General features: G+C 68.1%; 17 protein-coding genes, 1 tRNA gene and 2 pseudogenes. 10 read left to right on the plus strand and 10 right to left on the minus strand.

All coding sequences use genetic code 11. The features are described 5' to 3' along the window. Window positions 1-3 precede the first annotated feature (3 nt). Window positions 4-579, minus strand: a complete 576-nt coding sequence (dcd, locus tag ACIRJP_RS08290; RefSeq protein ID WP_072487843.1) for a dCTP deaminase — start codon at window positions 577-579, stop codon at window positions 4-6. A gap of 466 nt (window positions 580-1,045) precedes the next feature. Here dcd and ACIRJP_RS08295 point away from each other — a divergent pair. Continuing rightward, window positions 1,046-1,119 (plus strand) — tRNA-Gly (locus tag ACIRJP_RS08295). A 216-nt stretch (window positions 1,120-1,335) separates the two neighbouring features. Here the strand turns inward: ACIRJP_RS08295 and ACIRJP_RS08300 are convergent. From ACIRJP_RS08300 to ACIRJP_RS08320, 5 genes and pseudogenes are all read right to left on the minus strand, one after another. Further along, the gene (locus tag ACIRJP_RS08300; RefSeq protein WP_404169804.1) at window positions 1,336-1,632 is read right to left on the minus strand and encodes an integrase; all 297 of its coding nucleotides are present in this window, start codon (window positions 1,630-1,632) and stop codon (window positions 1,336-1,338) included. A gap of 276 nt (window positions 1,633-1,908) precedes the next feature. Further along, entirely contained in the window at window positions 1,909-2,346 is a 438-nt protein-coding gene (locus ACIRJP_RS08305; protein WP_404170432.1) for an NUDIX domain-containing protein, read from the minus strand. 31 nt (window positions 2,347-2,377) lie between these two features. Beyond that, a complete protein-coding gene (locus tag ACIRJP_RS08310; protein WP_404170435.1) occupies window positions 2,378-2,458 on the minus strand; it encodes a hypothetical protein in 81 nt (26 codons plus the stop codon). A 119-nt stretch (window positions 2,459-2,577) separates the two neighbouring features. Continuing rightward, a pseudogene (locus ACIRJP_RS08315) lies at window positions 2,578-3,168 on the minus strand (SDR family NAD(P)-dependent oxidoreductase); the annotation flags it as partial. After that, on the minus strand, window positions 3,149-3,766 hold the full coding sequence (locus ACIRJP_RS08320) for a hypothetical protein (RefSeq protein WP_404169807.1): 618 nt from the start codon (window positions 3,764-3,766) through the stop codon (window positions 3,149-3,151). The gene ACIRJP_RS08320 and the pseudogene ACIRJP_RS08315, both read right to left, overlap by 20 nt. A gap of 466 nt (window positions 3,767-4,232) precedes the next feature. Here ACIRJP_RS08320 and ACIRJP_RS08325 point away from each other — a divergent pair, with 466 nt between their 5' ends. The 4 genes from ACIRJP_RS08325 to ACIRJP_RS08340 all read left to right on the plus strand — a co-directional run bounded on the left by ACIRJP_RS08325 (window position 4,233) and on the right by ACIRJP_RS08340 (window position 7,053). Then, on the plus strand, window positions 4,233-4,436 hold the full coding sequence (locus ACIRJP_RS08325) for a cold-shock protein (protein WP_072489439.1): 204 nt from the start codon (window positions 4,233-4,235) through the stop codon (window positions 4,434-4,436). 296 nt (window positions 4,437-4,732) lie between these two features. Beyond that, the gene (locus ACIRJP_RS08330) at window positions 4,733-6,238 is read left to right on the plus strand and encodes a DEAD/DEAH box helicase (protein WP_404169810.1); all 1,506 of its coding nucleotides are present in this window, start codon (window positions 4,733-4,735) and stop codon (window positions 6,236-6,238) included. Window positions 6,239-6,284: 46 nt separating this feature from the next. Next, on the plus strand, window positions 6,285-6,683 hold the full coding sequence (locus ACIRJP_RS08335) for a hypothetical protein (RefSeq protein ID WP_404169813.1): 399 nt from the start codon (window positions 6,285-6,287) through the stop codon (window positions 6,681-6,683). A 58-nt stretch (window positions 6,684-6,741) separates the two neighbouring features. Beyond that, a complete protein-coding gene (locus ACIRJP_RS08340; RefSeq protein WP_404169816.1) occupies window positions 6,742-7,053 on the plus strand; it encodes an SCO5918 family protein in 312 nt (103 codons plus the stop codon). A gap of 121 nt (window positions 7,054-7,174) precedes the next feature. Here ACIRJP_RS08340 and ACIRJP_RS08345 read toward each other — a convergent pair whose 3' ends face one another. Beyond that, on the minus strand, window positions 7,175-7,534 hold the full coding sequence (locus tag ACIRJP_RS08345; RefSeq protein WP_404169819.1) for a hypothetical protein: 360 nt from the start codon (window positions 7,532-7,534) through the stop codon (window positions 7,175-7,177). 949 nt (window positions 7,535-8,483) lie between these two features. Here ACIRJP_RS08345 and ACIRJP_RS08350 point away from each other — a divergent pair. The 3 genes and pseudogenes from ACIRJP_RS08350 to ACIRJP_RS08360 form a co-directional block, all read left to right on the plus strand. After that, a complete protein-coding gene (locus ACIRJP_RS08350; protein ID WP_404169822.1) occupies window positions 8,484-8,822 on the plus strand; it encodes a MerR family transcriptional regulator in 339 nt (112 codons plus the stop codon). A gap of 232 nt (window positions 8,823-9,054) precedes the next feature. Beyond that, entirely contained in the window at window positions 9,055-9,258 is a 204-nt protein-coding gene (locus ACIRJP_RS08355) for a cold-shock protein (RefSeq protein ID WP_404169825.1), read from the plus strand. A 461-nt stretch (window positions 9,259-9,719) separates the two neighbouring features. Next, a pseudogene (locus ACIRJP_RS08360) lies at window positions 9,720-9,869 on the plus strand (transposase); the annotation flags it as partial. 493 nt (window positions 9,870-10,362) lie between these two features. Here ACIRJP_RS08360 and ACIRJP_RS08365 read toward each other — a convergent pair. Both ACIRJP_RS08365 and ACIRJP_RS08370 read right to left on the minus strand, forming a co-directional pair. Continuing rightward, entirely contained in the window at window positions 10,363-10,590 is a 228-nt protein-coding gene (locus ACIRJP_RS08365) for an MMPL family transporter (RefSeq protein ID WP_404169828.1), read from the minus strand. Between the two features lie 155 nt (window positions 10,591-10,745). Beyond that, window positions 10,746-11,168 (minus strand): DUF6223 family protein, encoded by a 423-nt coding sequence (locus ACIRJP_RS08370; protein ID WP_404169831.1) that lies wholly within the window; start codon window positions 11,166-11,168, stop codon window positions 10,746-10,748. A gap of 227 nt (window positions 11,169-11,395) precedes the next feature. On the opposite strand from ACIRJP_RS08370, the gene ACIRJP_RS08375 reads away from it, so the two are divergent. Together ACIRJP_RS08375 and ACIRJP_RS08380 are read left to right on the plus strand one after the other, a co-directional pair. Continuing rightward, a complete protein-coding gene (locus tag ACIRJP_RS08375) occupies window positions 11,396-12,520 on the plus strand; it encodes a sensor histidine kinase (protein WP_404169835.1) in 1,125 nt (374 codons plus the stop codon). Further along, window positions 12,517-13,179 carry a response regulator gene (locus ACIRJP_RS08380; RefSeq protein ID WP_404169838.1) on the plus strand — a complete coding sequence of 221 codons (663 nt, stop codon included), beginning with the start codon at window positions 12,517-12,519 and terminating at the stop codon, window positions 13,177-13,179. Before ACIRJP_RS08375 ends, ACIRJP_RS08380 begins: the two co-directional genes overlap by 4 nt. A gap of 423 nt (window positions 13,180-13,602) precedes the next feature. On the opposite strand, the gene ACIRJP_RS08385 is transcribed toward ACIRJP_RS08380, so the two are convergent. Beyond that, a complete protein-coding gene (locus ACIRJP_RS08385) occupies window positions 13,603-14,202 on the minus strand; it encodes a hypothetical protein (protein WP_404169841.1) in 600 nt (199 codons plus the stop codon). Between the last annotated feature and the right edge of the window lie 24 nt (window positions 14,203-14,226).

Below are 14,226 nucleotides of genomic sequence, written 5' to 3' on the forward strand. Positions count from 1 at the left end.
GAATCACACCTGGGTCCGATGGAAATTCATGAAGGAACGCGACGCCGTCGGCCCGCGCTGGCCCTGGTACCGCGATCCGTAGCGCTCGGAGCCGTACGGGAACTCCGAGGGCGAGCTCAGCCGGAACATGCACAGCTGCCCGATCTTCATCCCCGGCCACAGCTTTATCGGCAGCGTAGCGAGATTCGACAGCTCCAGCGTCACGTGCCCGGAGAAACCGGGGTCGATGAACCCGGCGGTCGAATGCGTGACGAGCCCGAGCCGCCCCAGCGAACTCTTGCCCTCCAGCCGCGACGCAAGATCGTCGGGCAACGAAATGACTTCGTAAGTCGACGCGAGCACGAACTCACCGGGGTGGAGGATGAACGCCTCGTCCCCGTCCGGCTCGACCATGCGCGTCAGATCGGCCTGCTCGACGGCCGGGTCGATATGCGGATAGCGGTGGTTCTCGAACACCCGGAAGTAGCGGTCGAGCCGCACATCGATGCTCGATGGCTGCACCATCGACGCATCGAACGGATCAATGCGTACACGTCCGGCGTCGATCTCGGCCCGGATGTCCTTATCTGAGAGAAGCACGCCCCGAGGATACGCAGAACGCGCGGGCCCACCCCAATCCGGGACCACCCGCGCGCCTGCCACCGCCGTTACCGCCGCTCGAACACCACGGGCACGGCATGCCGCAACCGAGCGCAACGCGGACAGCGAATAAGCCGCCCGGGACCGATCCGCCCGGACCCGAGATGCTGCATCGGGAACGAAGCGGTAGCGAAAACGTGCCCTTCGGCACAGCGGACGACGGTGCGCTCCATGGAGTCCATCAAGTCCCTTCCCCAACAAGCCTTGGACGAGAACGCCACATTAGGGGATGAACAGGACGCCACTCCACACGGCACTCCGACCCCTCACGCTACGCCCCCAACTCCCGCCCCCAGCACGCGCATCCACCCCCTCCACACAGCAAAAAGGCCCCACGGCTAAAACGCCGGGGACCTGGCATGGGGTACAGTGTGCAGCGGTAGAGGCCGCTCAGGCGGCCCGCTTCGCGGGTGTAGTTTAATGGTAGAACATGAGCTTCCCAAGCTCAGAGCGCGAGTTCGATTCTCGTCACCCGCTCCATGATGAAGGCCCTGGTCGGAGACCAGGGCTTGTTTGTTGTCTAGACCATTTTTAGGGCTCGTGCCATTCGCGTGCCATAACGACCATTCCCATCTGCATCAATATTGGATCTGTCACCCCTGAGGGCGAGCGCTCCACTACCGGGTCCCGCATCGTGAGATCGCCTCCAAGTGCCCTGCGCCACACCCGCGGTGCGGACTGTCTGCTCCTTCGCGATCAACGCCGCGCAGCCCGTGGGGCGGACGGTCCGGGCGGGCGGGGCACCAGCGGGTGAACGGTCGCCCCACCACGCCCCGAGGCTGCAGCCGACTGTTGGCGGCGCACATCGAGATCGATGTTGGCGGCGAGCCTGCGCTGATTCTCCTTGGTGGAGTGCTGATAGATCAGCTGCGCGCGCTCGGAGGACTGGTCGGCCCTGACCATGAGGTCCTTGAGCTCGGCACCGGTGTCGGCCGCGAGCGTGTTGCCCGTATGCCGCAGGTCGTAGAAGCGGAAGCCTTCGGGCAGCCCCACCTTGTCCCGGGCCCGGCGCCACTTGCGGCCGAACGTGGTGCCGTGCAGTACCGCCCCCTCTCACCAACGAAGACGAGCCCGTCCACTGCCGGCTGGGCGAACCACTCCAGGTGCCGACGGACGTCCTCGTGGAGGAATGACGGCAGCACGATCTCTCTTCGGCCCGCACGGGACTTGGGAGCGCCGACCACGCGGTGACCTGTGTTGAGCTCCGGTACGGCACTGCGAACCCAGAGCGTGCCGGCGCCCTGATGGCGTGCTGACGCACTCGAAGGCTCAGAGCGATGCCTCGACTCCGAGGCTTCCGGCTCTGATGGCTCCCCGTAGGACGTGGGCGATCTCCTCGGGCTTGAGGTCGATGCCGTCGAGGCCCTCCAGGGTCAGCGGGATCTCCTCCAGCGCGTATTCGCCGCGGCCTTCGGCGCTGAACTCGGGACCGGTGCGGTCGTCGAAGGACCAGGTCGCGATACGGGCGAAGTAGAAGAGCTGCCGCTCATCGTCGGACTCCATCGTGTGGAGCAGGCGGATGATGTCGGCCTTCCCCGCGATCTCCTCGTGGATCTCCCGGTGGAGGGCCGCCTCCCGGGACTCGTCGCTGGGTTCGACGCCGCCGCCGGGCAGGACCCAGTATTCGGGGATTCCGGGCCGGGTGCGGCGGATGACCAGCATCGTGTCGTCTGCGGTGACGAGGACGGCGCGGACTCGTTCCATCATTTTCGTTTGTCTCCTTGCTTGTTGGTGGGTCTCAGTGCAGCAGCCAGCCGCCGTCGACGTGGACGGACTGCCCCGTGATGAACAAGGCGGAGGGACCCACGAGAAACGCCACCAGGGCAGCGACATCCTCGGGCCGACCACGACGCGGGACACACTGCGCTTGATCTGGTCCTCCGGCCGCGCGCGGTGCTGGGCGGGGAGGGTGTTCTCGGCCTCGACCTGGATGGCCCCGGGCATGACGGTGTTGACGCAGATCCCGTACGGGCCCAGTTCGCGGGCGAGGGAGCGGGTCAGTCCCAGCAGCCCTGCCTTCGCGGTGCTGTACGCGACGAGGTTCGTCCGGCCGGCGCGGGCGTTGACACTGCCGATGTTCACGATCCGACCCCAGCAGCGTTTGATCATGTCGGGGGTGAGCACGTGGCAGGTGCGGTAGTGAGCGGTGAGGTTCACGTCGAGGGAGTGGTTCCAAGCGGTCTCGTCGGTGTGCTGCCAGGCAACGCGGGGGTAAGAACCGGCGTTGTTCACCAAGATGTCGACGGGTCCGATCTCGGTGCGGACGAGGCCGGCCATGGTCTGGACGGAGCATGGATCGGTCAGGTCGGCGTTCACCGCGATCCCGGGGCTGCCCGCGCGCTCGAAGGCGGCGAGGAGGGCGTGGGCATCGCGGTCCTGGCTGAGGTGGTTGACCGCCACGGTTGCTCCGGCGGCCGCGAGCGCCCGTCCGATCTCGGCGCCGATGCCGGTGGCCCCGCCGGTGACGAGGGCGGTGCGGCCCTGGAGCGGCCGGGTCTGGAGAGATGTCTCAAGCGGGGGCAGAGACATTGCTGCTCCGTTCGCCGGGGTGGGGGTGAAGGGCCGGTGTGGTGGTGAAGAAGGTGTCGAGCATCGTTTGCGGGTCCTGGCTCTCGGCGAGTTTGATCAGGACGAGCAGGAGGTCGTGTCCGGTGAGCCGGGAGGGCGGGATGACGCCGAGGACGCGCAGGGCGAGAAAAGCACGGATCTTCCCCAAGCCGGTGCCGTTCTTCCTGCGAAGGCCGTCCAGCGCCCGTGTGAGGGCCGCAGCGCGGCCGGGGCCGGTGTTCCAGGAGTACCGGACATCAATGTGGCGACTGCTCCGGTGCAGTTCCAGGTGCTCGATGTGCGGGCGGGCCAGGGGCGGCAGGGCGAGGCGGAGGGTGCGGGCGTACACGTCGGGCTGGTAGTGGGGGACGAGCCAGCCTCCCAGAGCCATCAGGTACCAGAGCAGGTTGGCGGCCTCGCCCGCGACGGTGTTGCGCCCGGCGAACTCGAAGTCGAGCCAGCACAGCGGATCGGCGATGTTCGGTTCCGTAGGGTCGCCCTGCGTCAGACCGGCGAGTCTGCGGCGGTCGGGAGCCAGGACGTGGCGGAGATTGTCGATGGTGTCGGCGAAATCCTGCACGTCGCCGCCCGGATCACCCGCGGCAGCCGCCGCTTGGTCGGCGGGCTATCGGCCACAGGGTCTCCTGCGAGCTGCCGGGAAGGCTTCCCGGGGCCCCGGCCCGCAGAAACAGGTTCCGATGGACTGCAGACGTCGCAGCAGATCGACCTCCTTGCTTTCGAAAAACGCTGCACTCGAGGTAAATGAATACCTGTGTCGGCGGCCTCAGAATTTAACGGCCCTTACTGGGAGAGTTTCTGCCGCAGCACGCACGGGGAAATATTTGACGCACACAATCCTCCACGGCGTGCTACTGTCGGCCTCGGTTGCAGTTTTGGTACCCAAAAAACTTCAAGCGCCTCCGGTCGGCCTCGATGCCGCAGGGAAGCGCTTTGTATTTCCGGTCATTTTCCGGGCGGGGCATCATCGCGGCGACGCGGTTTCCGTACAGTACGGATTCCGGTGTACTGCCCAAAGGAGATATGACATGGCTACTGGCACCGTGAAGTGGTTCAACGCGGAAAAGGGTTTCGGCTTCATCGAGCAGGACGGTGGCGGCGCTGACGTGTTTGCCCACTTCTCGAACATCGCCGCCCAGGGCTTCCGCGAACTGCAGGAAGGCCAGAAGGTCAGCTTCGACATCGCGCAGGGCCAGAAGGGCCCGACGGCCGAGAACATCGTTTCCGCCTGACACCAGCGCGCATTTCGTAGCTGGGGCCCGCATCCCTCGGGGTGCGGGCCCCAGCTGCACGCATTTCCGCAGCAGTTCGTCTGCGGGATCAAAATATTGAGGCACGCAGTCGCCTCGGAGCCGCGCCCGGCGATGCACCGGATTCTTTTTCGCACGCCATCCATCATTTTTGCGCACGTCGACACGGATTTCCCGTGGGCCACGTTCGCATTCCATTCGGTCCGTGCCTGTGATTCCCCGCGCTGCTCTTACGCTGCGGAATTCCTTGATACGCGCCGTATCAAGGAAGGTTCTGTATGAACCCCACACGCACGAACAGCCGTTCCTCCCGTGCCCGCCGCAATGGCGGCCACGGGTACGACTCCGCTGCCGGTTCGATGCGGGGCAGTCGCTCCGGTTCTTCCGCCCCGAGCCGTTCGGCAGGTCCGAGCCGTTCGGGTGGCAGGCGGCCTGCCGCGATGCAGGGAGAGTTCGCCCTGCCCGAGACGATCACTCCGGCGCTGCCCGCAGTCGAGGTGTTCAGCGACCTCGACATGCCGAGGAGCCTGCTGGCCGCGCTCACCGCGCAAGGCGTGGCCATGCCGTTCCCGATCCAGGGTGCGACGCTGCCGAACTCTCTGGCGGGCCGTGACGTCCTGGGCCGCGGCCGGACCGGCTCCGGCAAGACTCTCGCCTTCGGCCTGGCCCTGTTGGCCCGCACCGCCGGGCAGCGCGCCGAGCCCCGTCAGCCGCTGGCCCTGGTCCTGGTTCCCACCCGGGAACTCGCTCAGCAGGTCACCGATGCCCTCACCCCTTACGCCCGAGCCGTGAAGCTGCGCCTGGCCACCGTCGTCGGCGGGATGCCGATCGGCCGGCAGGCGAATGCTCTGCGGGGCGGCACCGAAGTCGTCGTCGCCACCCCCGGTCGCCTCAAGGACCTCATCGACCGCGGCGACTGTCGGCTGAACCAGGTCGCCATCACCGTCCTGGACGAGGCCGACCAGATGGCCGACATGGGCTTCATGCCGCAGGTCACCGCGCTCCTGGACCAGGTCCGCCCCGAGGGCCAGCGCATGCTGTTCTCCGCGACCCTGGACCGTAACGTCGACCTCCTGGTCCGTCGCTACCTCACCGACCCCGTCGTCCACTCCGTGGACCCCTCCCAGGGTGCGGTCACCACGATGGAACATCACGTGCTGCACGTGCACGGTGCCGACAAGCACCGGCTGACGACGGAGATCGCGGCGCGCGACGGCCGGGTGATCATGTTCCTGGACACCAAGCACGCCGTGGACCGCCTCACCCAGGACCTCCTCGCCAGCGGTGTCCGGGCTGCCGCCCTGCACGGCGGTAAGTCACAACCGCAGCGCACCCGCACCCTCGCCCAGTTCAAGACAGGGCACGTCACCGTCCTGGTCGCGACGAACGTCGCGGCGCGCGGCATTCACGTCGACCACCTCGACCTCGTCGTGAACGTGGACCCGCCGACCGACCACAAGGACTACCTCCACCGTGGCGGTCGTACCGCGCGGGCCGGCGAGTCCGGCAGTGTCGTCACCCTGGTCACCAACAACCAGCGCCGCGACATGACGCGCCTCATGGCGGCCGCCGGCATCGTGCCCCGGGCCACCCAGGTCCGCTCCGGCGAGGAAGCGCTCCGCCGGATCACCGGCGCCCGGACCCCCTCCGGCATCCCCGTGACCATCACCGCGCCGGCACCCGAGCGACGCAAGCGCGGCACGGCCTCCCGCGGTCGACGCAGCCCCGCCACGGCTGCCCGGCGCGTGAGCGGGCGACAGCCCGCCTTCGACGCGGCGGCCTGAGCACCGCGTGATCCGGAAGCTGACCCATCTCTGCAGGAGGCACATTGTGACGCTGGTCCAGATGCAGCCCCACTCGGCGAACGTCGGCCGCGTGCCCCGGGCGGCGCTCGACGCCATGAACACGGCCGGACCACAGGTCTGCGACGACATGACCGTCGAGGTGGCCCTGTCCGTCATGGCCAGTGCCAGGACCGGACACCTGAGGGTCTGCGACAACGACAGTCTGTGCACCGGACTGGTCACCCAGGCCCAGCTCACCACCGTCCGCGACAGCCCCGCCTACACGGACCGGCTCCAACTGCGCGACATCCTCGGCGACCGCGGGCCGCACACCTCGCCCGACACCATGATGGCCGAGCACGCCACGCACCACCGCCGGCCCGCTACCCCGTCCGCCGTGGACGAACAGGACAGCGCGTCGGGCGTCCTCGCCCTGGCCCTCTGAACCGTCTCACCACCGCGGAACAATCTCCTTCCTCTCTCTGTGATCCCTGTGAGGCATCGTGCGCTGTGTTATTGCCCGCTTCCCGTTCGAACTCACCAGGAGCGGCGTCCTGGACTCCATGAAGGGCATCAAGCCCGAGGAGGTCGTCGGCGAGTCCGTGACCATCGGCCGCCGCGCCTACCCTGTCAAGCAGGTCGGCGAGGTCATCACCCGCCAGGATCGCCGCGACTTCAGCGCCGACGAAGTCCTCCGGGCCATGACCAAGCTCGGCTTCACCTGCCGCAGCCTCCCCCGAACCGCCGCCCCCACCCGCGCCCTCAGCCCGCTCCAGCACGCCTCCGCGATGCTCGGCGTCCGGGTGGCCGTCTGACTGTCCGACCGTTTGGCTGATGGGAAGCGCGAGCTGACAACCGAACAGCCAGGAGGGCCCGACCGGCACACGCCGGTCGGGCCCTCCCGCGTACCGGTGAGTCTCTCTGCGCGGCGCGACGTCAGTGATCGGAGTAGCTGAAGTCGCCCATGGTCCAGGCGCTGACATCCGCGATCGAGACGCGGTACATCCCACCCGTCTCCGGGATCCCCACCGTGCCCTGAAGGATCCGCGCCATATGGAAGTGCAGATACGCGGGCGGCCCCTCCCACCGCGTCGTAGCGGTGAACATGGCAGAGAACTCGCCCAGACGGGACGAGTCCGTCAGGACCTCCGACACCCGTTGCCTCCACACGGCTTCGGGCGCCAGCCGGCCGGTGATGACAGCACCACCTGTGACCACGGTCAGGGACATCTGATTGCTGTGCCCGGACTCCACCAACGTGGCGACGTCAACGAGCAGCTCGTCAGGCTTCGACATGAGAGCCGATCCTATTCACGAGTCGTCCCGTCCCCTCGACCGGTCGTGCTGCCGAGCAGGACGGACAGTCGCTGTCTTCCCCTCAAAGACCCCGGCGGGTGACCGCGGTCGCTCTGGCGAACCGGTGGACCACGGGCCAGCCGGAGCCTCCGGCGAGGTCAATCACCTCCTCACGGGACACGCGAAAATCTCTGTTGGCCGGAGTAGACATTGAGTGGTGGCGTGGTTATGGTTTCTCTCGTACCCCAGAGAGACAGCAGGGCCTGGCAGAGAAGAACTGCCGGCAGTGCATGTAGTTGCAGAACGGTTCGGCAGTGGAGTTTCGAAGCCAGGGTTGTTGCAGGACGGCGACGGGACTGACGGCCGGACCGGGTGGCCCGCAGTGAGGGGCCGCCAAAGCGGGACCGCTGTCATGGAAGTTGCGGTACCCGTGAGCGCAGTTCGCAGTACCCAGCAGTGAAGTGACTGAGCGGTACCTCGGTGAAGGCGTCGGCTGCGGACGCGCGCACCGGGAAGTTCGGCAGTGGGGTTCCAAGCCAGAGCAGACGCAGGAAGGGCAACGGGGCTGGCTGCCGGAGAGCGGCGCTGTCACAGGCCGCTGAGTAGTTCGCATCACCAGCAGTACGCGGTACTAGCAGTAGTGCAGTACCAGCAGTACCAGCAGTGCCCCATGGTAGGTAGTTGATCACCGAGGGAAGAACGGAGGAGCCCGCGCCATCAGGATCGCCCGGGCCGGAGCATTGAGCCCGGGTACCGCAGGACATCGATAGTGAGGTGGTCTCCGGTCAAGCAACCGCGATCCCCGCACTCCCGACAGCAGCCAGGTCGGGTCTGCGGACACAGAATGCCGGTGCAGTATCAGGGCCGGCAGGTGGTGTAGTAGTTCCTTCGGGGCCCTGGTGCCGTACGGCACCAGGGCCCCTCCATGCGTTCCACAAGAGAGGTGCAAATGACAGCAGACGACTCGTACGGCCGGCTTGACGACGACGACTACCCCGCCTACACGATGGGCCGGGCCGCCGAGATGCTCGGCACCACCCAGGGCTTCCTCCGCGCCATCGGCGAAGCCCGCCTGATCACCCCGCTGCGCTCGGAGGGCGGCCACCGCCGCTACTCCCGCTACCAACTGCGCATCGCCGCCCGCGCCCGCGAACTGGTCGACCAGGGCACGTCCATCGAGGCCGCCTGCCGCATCGTCGTCCTGGAAGACCAGCTGGAAGAGGCGCAGCGCATCAACGCCGAGTACCGCCGCGCCGCCGAATCGGCAGAGCCGCCGACCGACGACTGAGGCGGTGCGCGCCCGCCGGACACCGGCGGGCACCGCACACAGATGCAGGCGATTCCTCTGGTGACGGAGTGTGCGGACGTCTACCGTCCTGGTGAGCTGTCGTGGTTCGGAAGTTCCCTCTGCCCACCCCTGCGGTGTGGGCGTTTTGCTGTGCTGTGCCGCAGGAACCAGGACGATCACCTCCGCCTTCCGCATGCAGCGGAAGACGTGAATCGACTGGAACGCATGAGACATGGCTACGGGAACTGTGAAGTGGTTCAACGCGGAGAAGGGCTTCGGCTTCATCGCTCAGGACGGTGGCGGCCCGGACGTCTTCGCCCACTACTCGGCGATCAACTCCTCGGGCTTCCGTGAGCTCCAGGAGGGTCAGGTCGTGGCGTTCGACGTCGCCCAGGGCCAGAAGGGCCCCCAAGCGGAGAACATCAACCCGGCCTGACCTTCCCCACTCCACCGGCGGACCGGGATCCCCTGGGTCTGGCCACAGGCTATGGCGGCCCCGGACCGACTCGGTCCGAAGCTCGCTCACGCTCGTGCGGGGTGCCGGCCGGGAAACGGCGGTACTGGGCAGGGGCTTCGCCTACTCCGTCCCCCTGGCAGCGCCGCGTGCCACAACGTGCCAGTATCGGCGGTGAACAGCGGTCAACAAGGGATCGGCCGAGACGGCCAGAACAGCGCCTTCAGTGGGCGTTCTCACAGGTCAGGAGCCCTGCGGGCCATCAAGTACCGGGTGATTCCCAAGCTCAGAGCGCGAGTTCGATTCTCGTCACCCGCTCCATGTAAAGCCCCAGGCCAACCTTGAGTTCTAGTGGTCGTCGCAACACCCCAGCTCAGGGGATGCGATGGACTTCGAGATCCGGGAGGACCGTCACCGGAAGGGACGCCGTCTGACGCGCGAGCAACACCAACGGCCTGCTCCGCCAGTACTTCCCCAAGGGCACAAACCTGTCCCGCCACAGCCGCGATGACCTGGACGCTGTCGCCGCCGAACTCAACAGCCGCCCACGCAAAACGCTCGGCTGGGAAACCCCAGCCGAGCGCCTGTCTAAACTGCCGTGTGGCGGCAGCGCCGCCCGGCACGCCACGCGAAGTCGAGTTCAACCAGGATGCCATCGCCATCATGGAGCGGGTGTCCGACCAGCTCAAAACCAGCGTCTACAGCCGCGAGAACGTGATCTTCGGCGTGGTCACCCACCTCAGCCGGCATCCGGACGACGACACAGGCAGGGCAAGCCCTCATCCAACGACGCAGCCGCACGGTCTGGATGGACCTCCCAGACGCCGGCTATGACGAAGCAGTCCGCTGCCACGACTCCGGCATCCCGTGCGCGTCCGTGGGGTGCTCAACAGCCCGCCCGGAAGGATCCGCAACCATGCAAGTCGCCGACTTCGGGCCGGATCCGTCCCTGGGGCAGTAGCCGCTCGCACCCAATGCCGAACGTTGACGTGCAGAGCGCCCTATCAGTGCCCTCCCGGGCGGCCCCGTCATGTCGGCGCGCACGCCTGGGAGTGGGCCTGGGGTCAAGCTCGAGACAAGTAGAGGTCAGACCTTGGCCTCTTCCCTGACTGCGGCCGGTGCAGTCGAGGTCGCCTTCTGCGCCCGGCGTCCGGGCATCCACCAGTTGGCCTGGCCGAAGAGCTCCATCACCGCGGGGACGAAGACCGTCCGGACGATGGTGGCGTCGATGAGCACGGCGACGGCCATGCCCAGACCGCCCTGTTTGACGGCGACGTCGGGGCCGAGCAAAGAGGTGATGAAGAGCGCGATCATGATGGCGGCCGCGGCGTGATCACCTTGGCTGGCCGCGCGAGCCCCGTGACGACGGCCGTTGGGGCGTCGCCGGTACGCTCGTACTCCTCACGGGCCCGCGAGATCAGGAACACCTGCCGTCATCGTCTCCTCAAGTCCCTGTCCCTGTCGCTCTGTCACTCGGACGCGCGCAGGTGGACGGGACGGTCAGCCGTCCGGCCGGTGCGGCGGGACCGGACCAGGGCCAGCCCGCCGAGGACCGAGGCGATCAGTCCCAGCAGCAGCGCCAGTGCGCCACCGACCACTCCGTTGCCGGTGCCGGGACCGCCGTCGGCGACGGCCAGATTCACTGCGCCGACGGCCATGCCGATCAGCCCCGCCACCAGGGCCACGAGGGCACCCCTCTTCCCGTTGCCGTTACCGATTCGGCCGGTGGAACGGGCCAGGGCCACCCCGCCGACGACCACGCCGACCAGCGCCACCAGCGCGCCCGTGGTGCCCACGAGCCGCCCGGCGGTCAGGTCGTAGGCATCGACGGCGAGCGACTGGACCGAATCGTGCGCGGCCGCAGGTGCGGCGGGCTCGTGACGCACGGACATGAGGTGCTCCTTCTTCTCGTACGACTCCTGCTCCTGGATGACACCCGATCCTGTCCGCCGGACCTGTCGCCGGTCGTCCCGCGTACGGACGCACTTTGCGCTGCCGCCGGTGGCGTAGGTGGCTACCGCGGACGTTGCAGGGGCCGCGCGAGTACCGCAGGCGCGGTAGCCGGTCGGTCGTCCATAAGCCGGACTCGCCCGCGGCGGCATCTGGCTAGGGTGCGCGCATGGGCAAACGACGGTTCGGTGTACCGGCTCGTGTCGGAGACTGGGTGATCGCCGTGGCCGTGGTGGCGCTGATGCTGGGCGACGGGTGGTCCGGGCAGCCCCCCGACCCGGGGCCCGGCCTGCTCGGCTACGCGTTGCTGACGGTCGGCGGCCTGGCGCTGGCCGCGCGCCGCAGGGCTCCGGTCGTCGTCCTGGTCGTCTCCGGGCTGTGCGCGGTGGGCTACCAGGCGGCCGGGGTCGACGTGCTCACCGTCGCGTACCTGGTCGCGGTGTACGGCGCAGTGCGGGCCGGGCACCGTGCCCTGGCGGTGGCGGCGTCCGCGACCCTCCTGGTGGCTCTGCAACTCACGGCCCTGGTCTTCCGCGACGGGCCCGTGGGCGAGGTGTCGGTGCAGGCCCGCAGCACTCTGGAACTCGCCTGGCTCATCGCTTCCTTCGCTGCGGGGGAGGCGGTGCGGCAGGCGGAGCGACGGGCGGAGGAGGCCGAGCGCACCCGGGAGGAGACCGCGCGGCGCCGCGCCGACGAAGTACGGCTGCACATCGCCCGGGAACTGCACGACTCGCTCACCCACCAGATCTCCGTCATCAAGGTGCAGTCCGAAGTCGCCGTCCACGTGGCCCGCAGACGCGGCGAGAACGTGCCGGAGGCCCTGCTGGCGATCCAGGAGGCCGGGCGTGAGGCGAGCCGGGAACTGCGCGCGACCCTGGAGGCGCTCCGCGACGACGACACGGCCCCGCCCCGCGGGCTCGCCGACGTACCGGAACTGGTGGAGCGGGCCGGCCGGACCGGTCTGGAGGCGACGCTGACGATCGAGGGGCGGCAGCACGACGTGCCGGCCGCGGTGGGACGGACCGCATACCGGATCGTCCAGGAGTCGCTGACCAACATCGTCCGGCACGCCGCCGCCACCACGGCGTCGGTCCGGATCGACTACCGGCCCGACGCCCTCGCGCTCCGCATCGACGACGATGGCAAGGGCACCCCTGGCACCGTGCCCGTGCCCGGCGTCGGGCTGCTCGGCATGCGCGAACGCGTCACCGCACTCGGCGGCCTCCTGCGCGCCGAACCGCGCGGCGAGGGTGGCTTCACCGTCCGGGCCGAACTCCCCGTGGAGCGACCGTGATCCGAGTCCTGCTCGTCGACGACCAGCCGCTCATCCGCAGCGGATTCCGCGCACTTCTCGACCTCGAGGACGACATCGAGGTGGTGGCCGAGGCCGCCGACGGCAAGGAGGGGCTGGAGCTCGCCCTGCTCCACCTGCCCGACATCGCTCTCATCGACATCCAGATGCCGGTCGTCGACGGCATCGAGGCGACCCGGCGCATCGCCGCGGACCCGACCCTGGCCGGGGTACACGTCGTGATCCTGACCAACTACGGCATGGACGCCTACGTCTTCGACGCGCTGCGCGCCGGTGCCGCGGGATTCCTGGTCAAGGACATCGTCCCGGACGACCTCCTGCACGCCGTCCGCGTAGCCGCACGCGGCGACGCCCTGCTCGCGCCCTCGATCACCCGCAAGCTGATCGACAGGTATGTGTCCCAGCCGCTCGACACCGGTGCCGGGGCAGGGCTGGAAGAGCTGACCAACCGCGAACGCGAGGCCGTCGCCCTCGTCGCGCGGGGCCTGTCCAACGACGAGGTCGCCGACCACATGGTGATCAGCCCGATGACCGCGAAGACCCACATCAACCGGGCGATGACCAAACTCCATGCCCGCGACCGAGCCCAGCTCGTGGTCCTGGCCTACGAATCCGGCCTGGTCGGCCCGCGCAACTCCTGACACCCACGGGCCGCAGCCACCGCCCGGCTCCGGCGTGACCGTGACGAGCACGCCGACAGCCCGCTCCGGCCCTACGGGGCCCACACGCCCCTGCTGCGCGGGCAACCACGGACGAGCGCATCCCCGCCACGCCGGGCAACACCGTCCAGGCAGTGGTCTCCCGTGGCCCCGCCCGGGGGGCGTGCCAGAACGTGCCGGCAGGGGCGATGAACAGCGGCCGGAACGCGGACGACCGGATCACTCGGACGCTGTCGCTGCGGAATCCGACCCACGCCCACGCAGAACGCTCGGCTGGGAAGCCCCGGCCGAGCGTCTGGCTGAACTGCTGACAACAGCCGCTTGACCAGCGGGTTGCTACGGGCTCTTGAATCCGTCACCGGGAGCGGTGCTGTGCATCCGGCGTGGCCTCAGGCTGCCCTCAGGTCAGATTGTCGGTGTGTCGTCGACGATCTCCTTGTGCGGTTCGACAATGAACTTCCAGCCCTCGCTGGGCTCCAGGAACCGCACTCGGGTCGGGTAGATGTCCAGGGCGCGGCGGTCGCGGTTCTGACCGTTCGCGTTCTTCCGCGCCCGGGCCGGCTCCTCGTACAGGTCGACCTTGACGTCCGGCACCGCGACGACTTCCTCGCTCCAGCGCTGAACGACCCCCGCACCGAACGCATCCCGCGCGGCGGAGTAGAGCGACTCCAGGGATTCCTTGTTCCCGCTGGGCACGAAGAGGGCAAGGTTCAGGAGGACGCCAGCACTCTGGAGAACCTCGATCTCCTCCCCCTCCTTGTCAGCAATCCAGATCCCGGCCTCTTCAGCATTGTCCGGGAGGACGTGAATCTCCTCACCGAAAACCGTCCTCGCAGCGAAGGACCCTCCATCGAAATTTTTGCCCGGCTCCGTGAGAAAAGCCGGGGCATAGCAGTCGAGAGGAAGGCCATCCATCCCTGCCGAGACGAAGATTCCGTCCTGGGGGCCCAAGCCTGAAATCTCCTCGACCGTAAGACGTCGAGCCGTAACCTTCTCGGTATTCACGCCATTCCCCTTTTAATCGCGGCG

Source organism: Streptomyces sp. NPDC102437 (genome assembly GCF_044765565.1).
GTDB lineage: Bacteria > Actinomycetota > Actinomycetes > Streptomycetales > Streptomycetaceae > Streptomyces.